The 18,645-nt window shown below is 42.4% G+C and carries 14 protein-coding genes; 8 read left to right on the forward strand and 6 right to left on the reverse strand.

All coding sequences use genetic code 11. The features are described from left to right. Positions 1 to 213 precede the first annotated feature (213 nt). Together caiA and caiT are read right to left on the reverse strand one after the other, a co-directional pair. The gene (gene caiA / locus L2747_RS15020; protein ID WP_248999828.1) at positions 214 to 1,350 is read right to left on the reverse strand and encodes a crotonobetainyl-CoA dehydrogenase; all 1,137 of its coding nucleotides are present in this window, start codon (positions 1,348 to 1,350) and stop codon (positions 214 to 216) included. A 41-nt stretch (positions 1,351 to 1,391) separates the two neighbouring features. Continuing rightward, positions 1,392 to 2,948, reverse strand: a complete 1,557-nt coding sequence (gene caiT, locus L2747_RS15025) for an L-carnitine/gamma-butyrobetaine antiporter (RefSeq protein WP_248999829.1) — start codon at positions 2,946 to 2,948, stop codon at positions 1,392 to 1,394. 930 nt (positions 2,949 to 3,878) lie between these two features. Here caiT and L2747_RS15030 point away from each other — a divergent pair. The 7 genes from L2747_RS15030 to L2747_RS15060 all read left to right on the forward strand — a co-directional run bounded on the left by L2747_RS15030 (position 3,879) and on the right by L2747_RS15060 (position 12,044). Beyond that, positions 3,879 to 4,652, forward strand: coding sequence for an electron transfer flavoprotein FixA (locus L2747_RS15030; protein ID WP_248999830.1), 774 nt, complete (start codon positions 3,879 to 3,881; stop codon positions 4,650 to 4,652). Positions 4,653 to 4,665: 13 nt separating this feature from the next. Then, the gene (locus L2747_RS15035) at positions 4,666 to 5,607 is read left to right on the forward strand and encodes an FAD-binding protein (RefSeq protein ID WP_248999831.1); all 942 of its coding nucleotides are present in this window, start codon (positions 4,666 to 4,668) and stop codon (positions 5,605 to 5,607) included. An 87-nt stretch (positions 5,608 to 5,694) separates the two neighbouring features. After that, positions 5,695 to 6,984, forward strand: a complete 1,290-nt coding sequence (fixC, locus tag L2747_RS15040; RefSeq protein ID WP_248999832.1) for an FAD-dependent oxidoreductase FixC — start codon at positions 5,695 to 5,697, stop codon at positions 6,982 to 6,984. Then, positions 6,981 to 7,268: a ferredoxin family protein gene (locus L2747_RS15045; protein WP_248999833.1), complete on the forward strand. Its 288-nt coding sequence runs from the start codon at positions 6,981 to 6,983 to the stop codon at positions 7,266 to 7,268. Before fixC ends, L2747_RS15045 begins: the two co-directional genes overlap by 4 nt. Before the next feature lie 267 nt (positions 7,269 to 7,535). Further along, entirely contained in the window at positions 7,536 to 8,876 is a 1,341-nt protein-coding gene (locus tag L2747_RS15050) for an MFS transporter (RefSeq protein ID WP_248999834.1), read from the forward strand. Positions 8,877 to 9,077: 201 nt separating this feature from the next. Further along, positions 9,078 to 10,217 carry a hypothetical protein gene (locus L2747_RS15055; RefSeq protein WP_248999835.1) on the forward strand — a complete coding sequence of 380 codons (1,140 nt, stop codon included), beginning with the start codon at positions 9,078 to 9,080 and terminating at the stop codon, positions 10,215 to 10,217. Between the two features lie 408 nt (positions 10,218 to 10,625). Next, positions 10,626 to 12,044, forward strand: a complete 1,419-nt coding sequence (locus L2747_RS15060) for a magnesium transporter (protein ID WP_248999836.1) — start codon at positions 10,626 to 10,628, stop codon at positions 12,042 to 12,044. A gap of 142 nt (positions 12,045 to 12,186) precedes the next feature. Here L2747_RS15060 and L2747_RS15065 read toward each other — a convergent pair whose 3' ends face one another. The 4 genes from L2747_RS15065 to L2747_RS15080 all read right to left on the reverse strand — a co-directional run bounded on the left by L2747_RS15065 (position 12,187) and on the right by L2747_RS15080 (position 16,043). Further along, complete coding sequence (locus tag L2747_RS15065) at positions 12,187 to 13,431, reverse strand: hypothetical protein (protein ID WP_248999837.1); 1,245 nt, start codon at positions 13,429 to 13,431, stop codon at positions 12,187 to 12,189. Next, positions 13,428 to 14,429: a hypothetical protein gene (locus tag L2747_RS15070; RefSeq protein ID WP_248999838.1), complete on the reverse strand. Its 1,002-nt coding sequence runs from the start codon at positions 14,427 to 14,429 to the stop codon at positions 13,428 to 13,430. The genes L2747_RS15065 and L2747_RS15070 overlap by 4 nt, the downstream gene beginning before the upstream one ends. A 24-nt stretch (positions 14,430 to 14,453) precedes the next feature. Beyond that, positions 14,454 to 15,017, reverse strand: a complete 564-nt coding sequence (locus tag L2747_RS15075) for an imm11 family protein (RefSeq protein WP_248999839.1) — start codon at positions 15,015 to 15,017, stop codon at positions 14,454 to 14,456. Between the two features lie 261 nt (positions 15,018 to 15,278). Next, positions 15,279 to 16,043 (reverse strand): class I SAM-dependent methyltransferase, encoded by a 765-nt coding sequence (locus tag L2747_RS15080; protein WP_248999840.1) that lies wholly within the window; start codon positions 16,041 to 16,043, stop codon positions 15,279 to 15,281. A 283-nt stretch (positions 16,044 to 16,326) separates the two neighbouring features. Between L2747_RS15080 and L2747_RS15085 the strand changes: the two genes are divergently transcribed. After that, on the forward strand, positions 16,327 to 18,618 hold the full coding sequence (locus L2747_RS15085) for a multiheme c-type cytochrome (protein ID WP_248999841.1): 2,292 nt from the start codon (positions 16,327 to 16,329) through the stop codon (positions 18,616 to 18,618). Positions 18,619 to 18,645 lie beyond the last annotated feature (27 nt).

The following is an 18,645-nucleotide window of genomic DNA, read 5'->3' on the forward strand; positions in this document are numbered from 1 at the left end:
AAATATTCGAATAAAAATTCATCACGGCGCAGCGCCGAGAAGATAGTCTTAATTGGCATTTACCAAGCATTACAGTAGTGAATGGCAGCGTGTTGGAATTTGAGTTGCAGTGTCGATCTGCTGAAAATTAAAGAACCCAAATTCCACACTAAGTACTACCTAGATTAAGTACTCACTAGCGTCAGCACTTAATCTGTTAATCACTACGCTTAACTAGCGGTAGCGTTTTAACACTTCGCGACCTAAGGTCAGGATCTGCATTTCATCAGAACCACCAGAGACACGGTCAACACGGATATCGCGCCACATACGGCTAATACGGTGTTCACCAGCAATCGCATAACCACCTAGCACTTGCATTGCAGAGTCAATCACTTCAAAGCCAGCATTAGCACAGTAGAACTTACACATCGCAGAATCACCCGATGTCATTGTGCCGTTATCACACTTCCAAGCCGCTTCATAAACCATGTTTTTCATGCTGTTAAGCTTGATAGCCATGTGAGCAAACTTGTCTTGGATTAACTGGAAACGACCAATTGCTTCACCGAACTGAACGCGTTGGTTAGCGTATTTAGCCGCATCTTCAAACGCACAGTACGCTGCGCCATAGTTAGTTAACGCCACTAAGAAGCGCTCTGAATCGAACTCTTCTTTAACACGCATGAAACCGTTGCCTTCGATGCCGAAAATGTCTGACTCTTCTAGCTCAAACTCGTCGAATTGAAGCTCACAGCAACTATCCATTTTTAAACCTAACTTTGGTAACTTGCTCATCTTGATGCCAGGCTTTGACATATCGACAAACCACTCACTGAAGATTGGTTTCTCAGAGTCAGCATCTTTGGCCATCACTACTATGTATGGTGTGCCTGCAGCACTGGTAATGAAGCACTTACTACCCGTTAAATACACCTTGCCATCGCGACGCTTATAAGTGGTTAGCAAACTACCCACATCAGAACCCGCACTTGGCTCTGTGATCGCTGAGTTCCACATTTGCTTACCTGTGCCACGTAGCGTCATGATCTTATCGATCTGCTCTGGACTACCATGTCTTAGCATCGTGCTAATCCCTGGTAGTTGATACAAGACGTATGTCGGTGCTCCTAAACGGCCTAACTCTTCCCAGATCACGGCAAGCGTAACCATGCCTTCGTTAAATCCACCGTGCTCTTCTGGTAGCAGCAAGCTATCGATGCCCATTTCAGCCAGCTCTTTTACAAAACGCTCTGGGTACTGACTATTTTCATCACATTCTGCGAAATAGTTTTCCCAGTTTTCCTTAGACATTAAGTCGCGGATACCTGCTACAAAAAGCTCTTGTTCGTCGGTTAATTTAAAATCCATTATTTATTCCTCTAAATTTCAACTGTGGATCCCAGGTGTGGCTAAGCCTCTTCACCGACAGGTTTCCAATTATTTTTACGAGCATCTTTTAAGAAAGAGATGATAATCATGATGTTGACGATAATAAGTGGAGCGCCACCGGCAATAATTGCTGTTTGCAGCGGCTTCAAGCCACCAAGTGATAACAGAACAATACCGATTACACCGACAAGTACAGACCAACCAACACGAACCCAAATTGGTGGCTCGTTATCAGCGTCAGCACCTTTACAGGTAGACATCGCTAATGTGTAAGAACAGGCGTTAACTAAAGTCACAGTGGCAAGGAAACATAGAATGAAGAATCCCCACATTGTGATCGTACTGAAAGGTAATGCTGCCCATGTTTCGATAATGGCGCGAGCAGCACCGTATTGTTCAATGAGTTGTGGCATATTGATGAGGTTTTCATTCATCAAATTCATGGTGTTACTGCCTAGAATGGTCCAAAGGAACCAGGTAGAAGCAGTTAAACCAGCCACCATAGTCAGACAAAGTTCACGAACTGTACGGCCACGAGAAATCTTCGCTAAGAAGATACACATCTGGATGCCATACACTACCCACCAAGCCCAGTAGAACACGGTCCAATCTTGAGGGAAGCTGCCTTCACTCACTGATGCTGTGTAGAACAACATACGAGGAAGTAGCTCTAGCATTACGCCAATAGAGTCAGTGAAATAATTAATAGTGAAACTAGTTGCGCCAATCAGGAACACCCATACCAACATGATGATGCTTAAGTAGCTGCGTAAGTCACTCGCAATCTTCACACCTTTAGTTAGACCAAAGGCAACACAGATAGCATTGAATACAATCCATGCAGAGATAATGATGGTGTCAACTTCAGGGGTACGTGGAATACCAAATAGCCACTGGATACATTCAGTCACTAGCGGAGTAGCCAAACCTAAGCTGGTACCCATAGCAAGGATCAAGGCAACAACATAGACGTTATCGATAAAGATCCCGATAAACCCTTTGTGATGCTTACCTAAAATAGGCTCTAGTGTGCCGCTTGGACGAACTACATCCATTTTCTTAACGAAAAGGAAGTAACCCAAAGCAACGGTAAAGAAGCCATAACCCATCCAAGGAAGCGGTCCCCAATGGAATAGACTGTATGCAAGACCTAACTCTTGAGCTTGAACTGATAGCGGTTCAAGATCGAAAGGTGGATAAGTTACATAATAATAAACTTCTAGTGAGCCCCAGAACAAAACTGCTGCAGAGGTACAAGAGGCAAACATCAGAAAGATCCAACTTCCAGTACTAAACTCGGGTTTTTCCTGGCCTAAACGGTTGTTCGAGTATGGACCCCAAGTAAGCCAAGCCCAGCCAGCCCCCATGAAAATCATATACCACTCAAATGCCCAACCCCATGTATGGGTCAAGTAATGAAATACTTCTTGAATCGCAACGTTCGCCGCATCTAAATCTCTTACGGTAAAGTAAGAAAGTAATACAACGGCGATTAATGAAGGAAAAAAGATAATCGGATCAATAGTGACCTTCCTCTTCCCTGCTTTGGCATCTACATCCATCGTTTTATTGTTCATATTAATACTTCTCCCTCTCTATTTTAGGAGGATAATAGTTAAAGTTTTAAACTGAGTATTTATCTAATTACTTTATTACTTAGAAATAGAAGTTAATAAAAACAAATATAACTAAGGAATTTAATCAATCACCAAACAACAAAATTAATTACTTATAAAACCAAAGGATATATAAACAATTAATAAACTAAAATAAGCCCGCTGATTTGCGTAAGAATCATGCCAGCCAAGATTTTGCTATACAGTGATCGTTATCACGTTCATTTGAAATAGGAATTTAATGAGATAAAAATGGCTATAACTGATTAATAAAAACTAAAAAACATCTTCTAAAAAAATCCATGAAAGCTGATATAAAAAGGGTTGACCACCAAGTGAAAAAAGAAAGAGGATAACGAAATAACCAACTAAAAACAACAAGATACAACCAAACTAAATTATTAACCGCTTCCGATAAATGATAGCGAAAAACCAATGACAAAAATTTATAAAAAATCTAAAAACATAAAAATCTGTAATTCTAATAAGCGTATTAGAATTACTTAACAGGCCCTTTTAAGCTTTACTAATAAGCTTATTAGCTAACCTAAAAACCCCTATTAGCCTGACTAATAACGCTATTAAAAACCTTAAAAGCGGGTTTAAAAAGTATATTAGAGAAACTAATACAGCTGTTAGAAAGACTAACTTTCACCCGTCAATAAGTGTGACCGACATAACATTAGCTTTTTAATTTATCACCATATAATTGTTTCAACTTAGCGAGGTTGCTCAAAAGAAAAGTTTATAGAACTATTCTAAACAATTAATGATTTTATAAGTTATTAAATTAAAACCTATTTAAATAAACGCCATTACTAATAAACAGTGGTGGCGAATGAAATTCCTAATTTAGGTTTTAAAATACTTAGTATTTTAACGGGAGAAATAATGAAAATTATTACGTGTTACAAGTTAGTGCCTGAAGAGCAAGATATCACCGTAACTGCTGATGGTAGCTTAGATACCAACAAAGCTGCACCTAAAATTAACCCATTCGATCTCTGTGCAGTAGAAGCTGGCGTTCAACTCAAAGGTCTTATCGATGGCAGCAGTATTACTGCTATGAGTGTTGGCGGTAAGGCACTAGAAAACCCTAAATCGCGTAAAGATATTCTTTCTCGCGGCCCCGACGAGCTAACCGTTGTTGTTGACGAAAAATTTGAACAATTATTACCACATCAAACTGCACGTGTATTGATGGCAGCAGCCCAGAAAAACGGATTTGACCTAATAATCTGTGGCGATGGCTCTGGCGATTTATATGCACAACAAGTGGGTTTACAACTAGGCGAACTACTTGGCATTGCCAACATTAATGCTGTTAGTAAAATTGTTGCGGCTGAATCAGGAAAGATTACGGTTGAGCGTTCATTAGATGATGAAGTTGAAGTATTAGAAATTTCACTTCCGGCAGTTATCTCGGTATCAGCCGATATTAATGAGCCCACTATCCCTTCAATGAAAACGATTTTAGCGGCAGCTAAAAAGCCTGTAACAAGCCTAAGCGCGACAGATCTTGAACTAACAGAGTTTCCAGCATTAGTTGAATTCGTCTCTGTTATCGCGCCAAAACAAAAGGCTCGCCAAAATATTGTGATCGAAGGTGATGATGAGCAGCAACTTGCCGAATTCGCAGAACACTTACGTAAAGCACTTAACTAATTAAGGATAAATGATGAGCAAACTATCTAATATCTGGGTATTTAGCGATATCGCTTCCCGTTTACCTGAAATGATCGCTGCTGGTGCAGCGTTAGGTGAAAAAGTATCAGCATTTATTATTGGTGCAGAATCTGAAATTACAGCCGCTTACGCACTAGGGGCTACTCATGTGTATTACTTAGGTGATAAAGATAGCCAAAAAATCACAGAAGACTACAGCCACACTATTGCGCAAGTGATAGCAGCAAATAGCGAAAATAGCTTAGTGCTACTTGCACCAACTAAACGTGGCAAAGCTCTTGCCAGCAAGTTAGGTGTCCAATTACAAGCTGGTGTTGTTAATGATGTTACCGAAATCAGCGTTGAAAATGGCATATGTGCAAAGCATATGGCATATGGCGGTTTAGCGATAGCGGAAGAAAAAATTAACAGCCAGGTAGCGATTATCACTTTAAGTAGCGGCGTATATGAGGCATTGCCAGCAGACGCTAGTCGCACAGGTGAAGCTGTTAATGTAACTTTTGTGGAACCGACTACCCAAATTAAGTGTATTGAACGTCGAGTAAAACAAGGTGAGAGCGTTGACTTAGGTAAAGCTAAACGTGTTATCGGCGTTGGTAGCGGTATTGGTACTCAAGAAAATCTACACGTCGCTGGCGAATTAGCTGCGCTAATGGGAGCTGAACTCGGCTGTTCTCGTCCAATAGCTGAAACTGAAAAGTGGATGGAACGTGAGCGTTACATTGGCGTATCAGGCGTAATGTTAAAACCTGAGATTTATTTAGCATTGGGCATTTCTGGTCAAATTCAACATATGGTTGGGGCACTCGGTTCTCAGACTATTTTAGCTGTTAACAAAGATAAGAATGCGCCGATTTTCCAATATGCGGATTACGGCATTGTTGGTGATATCAACAAAGTCATGCCAGCACTGATCAGCGCTTTAAAAGCTTAACTGAAACACAATTTATATTGTTATTTCAATCGCCTCTTCCTCATATGAGAGAGGCGACTAGCCAAATATATGTAGAGAGTGACGAGTATGTCAGAAGAATCATTTGACGCGATTATCGTAGGAGCAGGGCTTGCAGGCTGTGTTGCTGCATACGTTCTTGCGAAAGAAGGCGCAGACGTTCTAGTTATTGAACGCGGCAACTATGCTGGTAGCAAGAATATGACTGGTGGCCGTTTGTATAGCCACAGCTTAGAAAGAATCATCCCTGGTTTTGCTAAAGAAGCGCCAATAGAAAGAAAGGTAACTAAAGAAAAAGTCACCTTTCTAACCGACGATACAGGCGTCACTCTCGACTACCACAACGGCCGAGAACAAACTGCAATTGAAGAATCTTACACCTTGCTTAGAGGTGATTTCGACCAGTGGTTAATGGGCAAAGCTGAAGAAGTGGGCGCTCAGTTTATTAGTGGTATTCGGGTTGATGAAATCTTAACTCAGGACGGAAAAGTCATTGGCGTTAAAGCTGATGGTGATGAGCTAACGGCTAAATCCGTGATTCTAGCGGAAGGAGTTAACCCGGTTTTAGGTGAACAACTTGGCATGGTTAAGCGCGTTAAATCTGATGCTATGGCTGTTGGAGCAAAAGAATTAATCGAACTACCGCAACAGGTAATTCAAGATCGTTTTAACCTTAATGATGACGAAGGTTGTGCATGGTTATTTGCAGGCTCACCCGCTAACGGTTTGATGGGGGGCGGCTTCATTTATACGAATAAAACGTCGGTTTCATTAGGTATCGTCTGTGGTTTACATGATATTGGCAGCTCAGATAAAACTGTACCGCAAATGCTTGAAGACTTTAAAAACCACACCATGATTAAACCTCTCATAGAAGGCGGCAAGCTGATTGAATACTCAGGCCATGTTGTACCTGAAGCTGGTATTCATATGGTGCCAAAACTTGTTGATGACGGCGTATTAATTACCGGTGATGCTGCAGGTTTTTGCCTAAACATAGGCTACACAGTCCGCGGTATGGATCTGGCTATCGCCTCTGGTGAGGCCGCTGCAAAAGCAGTACTAGCAGCACGAGAGAAAAACGATTTTAGTGCACAAGGTTTATCTTCTTACCAAACATTATTAGAAGATAGCTTCATCATGAAGGACCTCAAGTTGTATAAAGAGTTGCCTAAATTCATGGAGAACCCGCGCATCTTCAATCAATACCCCAAGATGGTTGCTGATATTATGCAAAGCATGTTCACTGTGGATGGTAGCCCTTCGCAACCTATTAGAAAAACACTCATGAAGCACTGTAAAGAAGTCGGCTACATGAACTTAATCAAAGATGGCTTTAAAGGAGTGACTTCAATATGAGTAAACTAGTTAATGTCGATGTCAAACTTGGTGCCAATAAGTTCCATGTCGATGAAGGCCATGCACATATTATTTTAAAAGATAATCCAGATTTAAATGAATATCGAAAACTAGTTAATGCATGTCCAGCAGGGCTCTATAAATTAGAAGATGATGGAAGTATTCGATTTGACTCTGCTGGCTGTTTAGAATGTGGAACCTGTAAATTTCTTTGTGGTGAAACCATTTTAGAAAAGTGGGAATACCCAAGAGGAACGTTTGGTATCGAATATAGATACGGATAACACCACACAATTCAATTAAATGTAATTTAGGGTTGGAATATATATTCCGACCCTTTAGTCGTGCATCACAAATATATTTGTCGTCACTTCACAAATGCAAAACCTTTATTAAAAAATATAACAAAACACTATTCATATCACCGTTTTAATATTTTTACAGAGTAATATCTTCGCTGAGCTTATAAAACATACAAATGGAGCTGGCACCTCCAAATAATAAATAAAATCATAATTTTAATTTGTAAATTATATTTGGTGGTAAGTCGCATGAAACCAAGAACTAACTTTGATGATATGGAGTTTACTCCGTTACACAGAAAAATAATGTTGTGGGGAAGTGGAGGCCCTTTTTTAGATGGCTATGTCTTGGTGATTATTGGCCTTGCCCTGCAACAACTCACCCCCGCATTAGAGCTTGATGCCCAATGGATTGGCTTAGTCGGAGCCGCTACGTTAGCGGGTCTATTTATCGGCACTGCACTTTTTGGCTATGTTGCTGATATTTTTGGTCGAAAATTAATGTTTATGATAGATATCATTGCTATCGCCGTGCTCTCTTTTGCCACAATGTTCATCTCCTCGCCTATTGAGCTTGTGGTCATGCGTTTTTTAATCGGTATTGTCATTGGAGCCGACTATCCTATTGCAACGTCAATGGTAGCCGAGTTTTCTCCGACTAAAAAACGTGCTTACACAATGGGCTTTATTGCCGCAATGTGGTACGTCGGCGCGACTGCTGCAAACATGGTTGGTTACCTTCTGTATGATGTAGAAGATGGTTGGCGCTGGATGTTTGGTAGCGCCATAATCCCTTGTTTAATAATACTTCTTGGTAGATTCCATTTGCCAGAGTCACCAAGATGGCTATTAAAAAAAGGACGTATTAAAGAATGTAAAGAAACAATGGAAAAGTACTTCGGTCCCAATGTTGATATTGCACATGAATCTGCAGAGCAAACTAAATACAGTAAATTGTTTGAACCTGTGTATTTAAAAAGAATTCTATTTATCGGCTTCATTTGGACCTGCCAAGTTATTCCTATGTTTGCCATCTACACCTTTGGGCCGCAAATAATTGAACTCCTGGGTTTTACTGATGGAAAAGATGCTGCACTAGGTAATATTGTTATTAGCCTATTTTTTATGGCTGGCTGTATTCCTGCTATGTATTGGCTCAACTCTATTGGTCGTCGACCTTTATTGATCGGTAGCTTTGGCATAATGACTGCTTCGTTAGCTTTATTAGGCGTTGTTCCAGACCCGAGCATTTGGCTAATCATTGGTGCATTTGCGACCTATGCTTTCTTCTCTGGCGGGCCTGGAATACTACAATGGTTATATCCAAATGAACTTTTTCCAACAGAGATCCGCGCATCAGCAGTCGGGGCTGTCATGTCATTCAGCCGTATTGGCACCATAATTTCAACTTACGCATTACCTATTTTCATGGCCAATTATGGTATTTCTCCAACTTTATTAGTGGGTGCTGCTATCTCATTATTTGGTTTGATTATCTCAGTATTTATGGCTCCAGAAACTAAAGGATTAACGTTAGAAACAACCAGTTCTGCTGAATTTAAAAGCAAAGGGATTGCAACTAGCAACTAATAAAGGTTAAGGGCTTAGTTAAAATTAAGTAAACCAAGCCCTAACTGCTACTCCAGTTAATTATTAATTTATTTCCAATAAATCATATTTAAAACTGAAGGAGTTCATATTATTTGAAAACAAAAAAGACAGCGTTATATAAATATTAATTAAGACAATAAACAAAAAATTTAACATGAATTTATAAGATATTGGGATAACATGATCATGAAATCAAATAAAGCTTTTTGCCTTTCTTTGGTTGCAAGTGCGCTAGCGCTTAGCAGCTTTAATACTATTGCAGCAGAACAAGAAAAAGATGGTATCAATATTCACGGTGGAGTACGTGTCAATTATGCCTATAAAGATTACAGCGAAAGCTCAAAGGATAAAGGCGGGGATGCTACTTTTGATATGCTTTCTTTACGCTTTGATGGTAAAAAAGGCAATTGGGGCTTGAAATCTGACTATCGCTTTACGGCTAATACAAACTACATCAAATACGGTTATGGTTTTTACGACTTCAACCCAGATTGGCAGTTACAATTTGGTATAAACAAGGTGCCGTTTGGTAACCTCGGATATATTTCAAATAGTTATTGGTTCGGCCTACCTTACTATCTAGGTTTCGAAGATGACCATGATATAGGTGTAAAGGCTGTTTACCAACATAACGGTTGGCAAACTGATATGGCGTTTTACAAAGGTGCAGAATACGGCCCTACAGAGAACAAACGCTATGCAGCAGATCTTTACAGCGGCACAATTAATGGTACTGAGTATCACAACGAAGAAACCAATCAAGTCAACTTACGCCAAACCTACACAATGGATTACCAAGGCGGCTCAACTACATTCGGTGCATCTGTTGAAGCAGGTCAGATTTATAACTCCGAAACTGGTAATAACGGTGACAGGTATGCCTTCGCAGCCCATTTAGATAGTACGTTTAAAGGCTGGAACTTACAGTTGCAAGCAATGCAATATGAATTTGATGCAGCTGATAGTGCTGATCATAATAAAATCGGTATTTCTGTCGTAAGTTGGCAGTTTGAAGTTGCATCTAAAGGCCAAGTTTACAGTGCCAACATAGCTAAAACTCTGGCTACAGATTGGGGCAGCATCAAGTTTTATAATGACTTTGGCTTAATGACCCCAGATGTAGATGACGACAGCTACGATAATAGTATGCAAAACGTTTTAGGTGCCGCTATCAGTGCTGGCCCAACCTATACCCAAATTGACTTTATCATGGGTAAGAATATGACTTTCTCAACGGCTAACAACGACCATATCGGTCTGCCGGAAGTTGGCGACGATTGGGATAAACGCTTCAATGTCAGCGTTGCTTATTACTTCTAAAGAGTTCCACACTCTATTTGTGGCACTCACATTCTACAAGCCACTCGTAAAATGTTGATTTAACCACGTCACCCATAGCCTTCATCTTTATGAAGGCTTTTTTTGTACGTTACTGCCCTCACCAATTTCACTCTGCAAATTTATTAAACCTATGGAATCGTTTACTCAAACGATAATACCAACCTTGCCTTTTCAGTATGATCTCGCTGTATCGCTTAATATCAGTAAAATGTTATTATTAGCTCCTGCTAGGTTAAACCATGACTAGCAAACTCATTGCGAGTCAGCAATTTAATCAATAAAATTTTTATACTATTTTTATATTAGCTTTTTGTATTTGCTGTATTGCATTAGCATTCAAAAGTCGGTTTTACCTTTTTAAAAGTCTCAGTTTAAGGTCAGATAATCATGTCATTGCCAAAAGATGAACTCCCTATCGATAACAGCCAACATCTAAGCGATTCAGAATATGAAGCGCCTGAGTTAGCTATGGTAGAAGTGAGCCAATCGGTTGAGCAACTGACCAATGCTGAAGGTGACCAGCAAGCTGAGCTGTTCAATGACATGTTAGAAGAGTCAGAACCTGGAACAGTCGCGCTATTGCTAGAGTCATTACCGCTCGATGAGCGTTATGAGCGTTGGTCACAGGTTGATGCCGACGAGCGTATTGCTGTACTCGATTTGATGCGTGCCGATCCACGTAACGGCATTCTAGATGAGATGCCAGAAGCTGAGTTAGACTCGCTATTCTCACAGATCTCACCTGAAGATCTGATTGAGTGGAGTGACACGCTACCTGACGCAATGACTGAGCGTGCGCTGTCACAAATGGGTGAGCGTCAGCGACAGCACTATGACCGTTACGATCAATACTCTGAAAATGAGATTGGTCGTTATGCTGAGCACCAATTTTTAGCGCTTAATCTGACATCGACAGTTTCTCAAGCGCAGCGATTTTTCCGCCGAATCAAACTCGACTGTAACGATCATGTATTCCTGCTCGATGATGATGACAAATACATCGGTAGTGTTCGACGTCACGATGTATTTCGCGCCGCACCAGAATGCACACTTGAAAGCCTATTATGGGAAGATAGTCGCTCAATCTTGGCCGATGCTAGCCTGATTGAAGCCGCAGAGGCCATTGAACACAGTAACGAATTAGAAATCGCTGTTGTTGATACTAGCGGTATTATGATTGGCCGTATGACACTGCGTACCGCCACTGCACTGGTGCGAGAGCACTATGAAGCCCAATTGATGGCAACCGCCGGTATGGACGAGGATGACGATTTGTTCGCGCCGATTACCGTAGGTGCACGCCGCCGCGCAGTATGGCTGGGGATTAATTTGCTCACAGCCTTTTTAGCATCTGCCACCATTGGCCTGTTTGAGAATGTATTAGAGAAAGTTGTCGCCCTAGCGGTATTGATGCCAATCGTCGCCTCAATGGGCGGTATCGCTGGTAGCCAGTCGTTAACTCTGATGATCCGCGGTATGGCCATGGGCCAGATCTCCTCGGGTAACTTCATGTCGTTGCTAAAGAACGAACTCGGTATTGGGATCTTAAATGGGGTGCTGTGGGCAACGGTGATTGGCTTAATTGCAGGCTACTGGTTTAACGACCCAATTATCGGCACTGTAATTGGCGCGGCCATTTTAATTAATATGGCGGTAGCGGCAATTGCGGGTGTGGTTGTACCGATGATTCTACAGAAGATGAATCAAGACGCAGCACTATCAGGCTCGGTGATTTTGACTACAGTGACTGATGTGGTCGGCTTCTTCTGCTTCTTAGGTTTAGCTTCGGTGCTGTACCTATACTAATTGCTGTTACTTACTGCTGTATTTTCCCTCGCGCAGAAACAACAAAGCCTAGCTAAATAGCTAGGCTTTTAACTATTAATGACAACCAATACCTCATCCACTCGCTCTTAAGTGAGTCAATCTACTAGGTTGCAACCTTTGGCTAGTTATCTTGCAGCGCTAACCTTACTGGTAGCCCTAGCTGAACTAAATGATTGAGAATATATCGGCCGCTCCAAGCCCAACCACTTAATGGAATGAGATTATTATCCACTCCAATTAGCTTTATATCACCGTCGATAGATAAACGTAGCGGAGCATTATCTTCGGCTCCAACTTGAACATCGGCGTGACTAATATAAGCGATTTCGGCGGATGATATCTTTCTCGAATAATGGCCATTTATGCCGGGAGTTAGCAGCCAAGTTGCATCTTTAGTGATGCAAACGGACTTAAAGGTTCGAGACTTAACATCACTATAAAAGCTAAATATGTAGGCCAAACAAGGCAGGGCGAGCATAATAAACATGATGACCATCATAAAGACCACGCCCCCATCTGACATTGACTCAGTCCTGTAAATAACATCACCGAACTTATTTCGATAGCGGCCAACAGGAAACATAAACTTAAACAGGCCTGGCAGCCAAAAAACGTAAGCGTATAAACCAGTGAAGCTCAATAAAAATATCTTTACTCCATCACGCCACGACTGTTTAGTGATTGTGTGCCCCGTCATCATGGATAGGTGCTGATTGAGCTGCGCAATAACCGTTTTGGCATCATCGCCATCGAATGGGTTCTCTTCAAGAGAGATCGTGCCAACAAATACAAGCTCACGCTGCTTAGCTTCGCTTTGTTCCACTTCCTCACCAGCTAGCAGCGGGAACACTTCAACAGGCTGTTTTACTAAATAGATATCAAACCTTTGCAGTAGCAAACAGTTAGACTGCTTGTTCTCCAGCAGCATATATTTCTCAGCCAAAGGTAAAACAAGCTCATCTTGCCGATGCAATCGTCTATAAACCAATACAGATAGACAGATTTGATAGGCCACAACACCAACCATTTGCATGGTGATATTCGCCAAAGCATAAAAGTTACTCGCTGCCGCAATCACAATGAAGCAACCAAACACCCATTTATCAAAGGCAGACATTCGCGCCGACTTTGATACCCGCAGTTCGTCATCTTGAAGGTAAATCTGCTGGCGTAACTTAGGTTTAAAAACAAAACTGACAATCACATAAAGCGTTGCGAAAATGGTTAGCACCAGCGAAATAGCCTGAGCATCATAAAAACACGCACCAATTAGAAAACCTAAGCCGATAGCTAAGGAGGCTTTTTGATACATACTTCGAGTAAATGGAATTAATACTGTGTCTTGAATACTGACTGTTGCGCTCACTGTATCTCCATCGCTTTTCCGATTGGCGTTATGGCATCGATTAACTTATTCAAAAATGCTGACTCATCCTGCATAAAGCTATTTTTCTTATGCTCTACCAGCGTCACTTTCGGCAGTTTAGCCATTAAAATCAAATTCATTAGCTCTCGTTCTGGCGGATACTGATAATTAATCTTACCCATTGCATAAGCATTATCACGCTGCCACTCAGCGAACGCTTTCGAAAAAACAGCACCGCTTGGCAAACTGATTTGTACAAATAACTCAGGCTCAACACATCGAGCGAAGTTATAAAGCCCGTGTAGTTCAAGTGCAAAACATTTATCGAGTGCGCCATACATCCGGCTACGCGCAAAGCCAAGACTAGCTTGCTGCAGCTCCTCACTCGCGCGCTTACTATCACCTTGCATCAGCGCCACTAGAAAATTGATAACTGCAGCATCTAAGATTGGCAGCTTTTTTTTCAAAAATTTTTCAGCCAAAGCTAATGCTTCTGCTTGCTTAGCCTGATCTTGATAATACAGAGAGGTCACTAGATTCAGCGCTGGTGCGTTGTAGTAGGGGTACTTGCAAAATGGTAAGTCAGCAGGTGCAAATGACTGAATAATTTCGAAATCATTACAAGCAAAACCTGCCATTATATTGTGATAAAAACTGCTGTGGTCAGTGCCACCAGCAGTGATGGCGCTCGATAATAGTCTTTGCCTTGTGGACTGAAAGATAACGTCATTAAGCATCTGGCAATCCTGAGTCTTGAACGCTTGATAACATCCAAATAGCTCAACCGGCTGAGTATCTTGTAGACATCTCGCTATCGCCTTTGGCAAGTCATCTCGATTTGCAAGTAACTTAACAGTGTCTTCTAGCTCAAGTTCAACGCTATATAATTGCTGCAACTCATCCCATGAACGGATGTAAGGGTATGTCTCAGCAAAACGTTGCAGGCGATCTTCGGCAAGTTTGTTATAAAGGCTTAGATACTTTTGTGCATTTTCCATAATGTTCTCAAGCAACCTCTAAACTTATGCCGATGTAGCGGCGAAATCTGCAGCAATAAAGCCGATCCCACGAACACCGGCTTGCTCTAACGCTAGCTTGACTCGTTCGCTGACATAATAAACCTGTTTGTAATTCGATAAGGTGAAGCAGTCGTGAGCAATTATGCACTGCAAAAACTTCAGAGTATCGAGCTTTTCGCTCGACACCTTAGCATAGCCACCAATCACCTCTTTAAAGCGTTTGGCATTAGATGCTAAAGGGTCAAGTAGATCATAATCCGCGATACAATTCATAAAAGAATAACCGTTGCTAACAGTGTCACAATGCACTTCTACAGGCACAAACTGTATTCCGGTAAATCCGTTTATCTGGAAGATTCTTTGCACTTTTTCGCTAGCTAAAAAGCCAATACCGAGTTTTAAAAAGTCAGACATTGCCCGGCCTTCATAAAAGGCATCTAGGCTAACAACAGGCGGTGTAGCAAATGATTTAGGCTCTGTATGATAAAAGTTAAGCTGCTGAGGTTGATGCTCTGTGAAGCTCGCTTCATCAGGTTCAAATACTGCGGACAACAAATAATAATTCATAGGTAAACATACTCAGCAACAACGACCACAAAGCGGATGGTCTCTGATAATGCCATGTAAATCAATAGCATTTACTAATCAGTTCCGCGCTATCTTGCTATCGAATAATACCGAAAATTGCCTATTTCCTAGCGTTACTGGCGTAGTGAGTAACAAATATGAGGTAACAAAAAGCCCCTTACTATCGAGTTTAATAAGGGGCTATATAGCTGGTACTTGGCAGTTGCGAATAAATGCCAACACAATTAACTGTTTGTTATCTTACGAAGCCGTCATTGCCGCTTTCACGTATACATCGAAACGGTTTTTCTTAGTGGCAATCACCATGCTAGGTTTTACCCCATCTAAATCATCTGCATAATCAGGGCGCTTAACCACTACGCGCTTTGTGGCGAGTGCCATAGCCGGTGCTAATAAGCCATCAGCATCAAGATCGGCGCCAACTAATGACTGAAACACGCGCATCTCTTTTTTAACTAGTGCTGATTTTTCACGGTGCGGATACATAGGATCTAAATACACCACATCCACTTCAGTGTTTGTCGCTTTAGCTGCATCAGCTAATGAGTCAATACTAGAGCCGTGAAACAAGCTCATACGATCCTGCATCCAGCTACCAATTTCAGCGTCTTCATAAGCGCGGCGTAAACCATCTTCTAACAGTGCAGCCACAATCGGATGACGCTCAACCATTAACACCTTGCAACCAAGGCTTGCTAATACAAAGGCGTCACGGCCAAGACCGGCAGTACCATCAACCACGGTAGGCATCACACCCTGCTTAAGACCTACGGCTTTTGCAATCGATTGACCACGACCACCACCAAACTTACGGCGATGCGCCACAGCGCCAGACACGAAATCAACCGAAATACCTTTCAGCTTTGGCTCATCACGCTTGATTAGCGTCAAGATATTATCTTCAAATACCAACTCAAACTCAGCGTCGGCATCATAAACCAGCCCCCAGCGCTCACAGGCTGATTCGATTGTAGGGTAATGTCGATTAAAGAAAATGCTGGTCACAATTAGGCTCTATGTTTGAGTGTTAACCTGCAGATAATACCACTCCTCGCTAAGAAACCATATCAACCGCCAGTGCCTGTTTTACATAAATTAGGCTTATTTCGGGCAATTTATCCCCTCAAAAAGCCTCAAAACAGCTCAAAGCAACTGAAATCTACCTAAAAAACTTCAAGATAACTATAAGTAGGTAGATGTTCACATCCTAGTCGATCTGCTTAAGGCACACTTTTTCTGTCGTTGATAAATCAAACGGCTCTAAAAAGAAATAAGTAGGATAAAAATGATGATGAATCCAAAAACGTTTAATAAGAAGCTGTGCTACGCCACGTTTCTTGCTGCATGCTCAATCGGTATGACCGCATGTTCTGGTGATGACGGAAAAGACGGCGAAGATGGTCAGCCGGGCGGCAACACCAGCACTCAAGCCGAAGTATTAACGCTAACACTGACTAGCACCACTATTACCGATAACGTACTGAGTATCGACTTCAGCGCCGAGAACGAACTTGCTATTCCAGTAATAAAAATTGCTGCAATTAAAGTCAACGCAGCACAATTGTTGCCACAAATTGAAGGCGAGCGCTCACAATGGCAAAAGCTCGCAGGTGAAACCTGTTCACCAGCTAAAGGCTGCGAAGGTACCTTAGTTGATAACATGGACGGTAGCTACCGCTACACCATGAATGCGCCACTTGCCATGGGCGATGTAAGCCATAACAGCGACTTTACCCAGCGCGTCCTATTTAGCGTACTAGCAACTGAAAATGTTCCAGCAACTGAAGTTATCTCAGACTTTAAAGTGGATGGTAGCGAAGTCACAGATAATCGCGGCATTATCGACGGTAGCTCGTGCCTGAGCTGTCACGATGATATCGCCTCGATTAAGCACGGCGGCGCTAACATTGAAAACTGTGCAAGTTGCCACACCAGCAACAATATGGATAACCCAGAGATGGTTTGGCCGGTATTGGCTCACACCGCGCATATTGGTATAACACCTCAGGCGCTAGGCAATTGTGCAAGCTGTCATAGCAAAGAGGTCAGCGAATCAGAGCTTCAAGCGACCAACTGGAACCTAGTACCAACGCGTGAAACCTGTTCTAGCTGTCACGACATGACAACTAACCCTGTTTACGATCACAGCACCCAGCCTGATAATGGCAACTGCTTGACCTGTCACTCGCCTGAAAATACCTACGAGGTACATTTAAGTAAGTCAGAAAACGCGGTAGCAGAAGATCAGCGAAATATTGTTAATATCAGCTTAGAAAAAGCCAAGCTGGTTGAACAAGATGGTGAGCATTACGCTGAAATCAGCTTTGCGCTGCTTGACCGCCAAGGCGAACGCATTAGCGTTGCTAACAACAATCCTGCCGATGCCGATTGGATTAAGAACCTGCAGCTATATGTTAACTGGGGCACCTCTGTAGACTTTACCACCAGCCGTGGTTACAGCATTTTTGTTAAGAGTAACAAGAAAGACATTACCCAAGACGGCAGTGGTAACACACCCGCTGGCGAGCGTGAGCGTACACCGCTACATGGCTCACAAGACAATGTGTTTACTTACTTAATGGGCCCAATTGTTACTCAAGACGCCATCTCAGGCGACTTAATTGATGATGCAGGCTTTATCACTAACCGCTTTATTTACTGCTTCGATAGCGCACAAAACCTAGTGAGCTGTGACCAAGCAGGCCACACTAAAAACGCTGAAGCGAACAAGCGTTGGTTCTTCGATAAAGATGGCCTAACTGATGCACCAGAAGCCAAACGCCCGGTAATTGTTAGCAACAAAACTTGTGGTACTTGCCATGGTTACGATGAGTTTAACGACAACACCGAGCTTGCTTGCCGTAGCTGTCACAGCCGCAAAACGGAGATCAACAAAGAACTAGCCGATACAACTTGCTTCTCAGGTCACGATCACGATGAGTTAGGCGAGCATATTCGTCCGTTTGAAGAGCGCGCTATGATGCCAGGTGGTAAGCCAGGTTTCTTAAGCTCTACAGCTGATATCGTTGACCCATGCTTAGCGTGCCATAACCCGAACACGCCGCCGACTCAGGCGATTCGTGAAATGCACACTAAACCAAGCGATTGGGATTATGTTGAGCAGTTAACCGTGAGCCACCCTGATCACAAAGTATGGATGCACTCACTACATACCAATCAACGAGCGACTCAAGATCGTGACAACGGCGTGCGTAATATCGAGTTCCCAGCAGATAAAGCTAACTGTTACCGCTGCCACGAAGGCGACACCTTTGGCGTTGACCGTCTAACGGCTGTGGGTCGTCCATTAGCACTAGACTTGGACTACGATCCAGATTCACGTGCTCACCCAGCAACCGATATCACGGTTGATGCTTACACCTCCCCCGTTTCAGCGACGTGTTACGCGTGTCATGCCAAACAAGAAGACGCTAACGGTAAGATGGTGATCAACAAAGCCGTACGTGCTCATATGGAGCAAAACGGTGGTCGATTCGGCGTTGCCGCTAACGAGCTGCAAGTTGAAGCGTGCGCCGTTTGTCACTCGCTAGACAACCTTAAACAGGTGCATAACCTTTAAGATGCAACCCAAAAAGTAATTGATGTC

The organism is Shewanella marinintestina (assembly GCF_023283845.1).
Classification (GTDB): Bacteria; Pseudomonadota; Gammaproteobacteria; order Enterobacterales; family Shewanellaceae; genus Shewanella; species Shewanella marinintestina.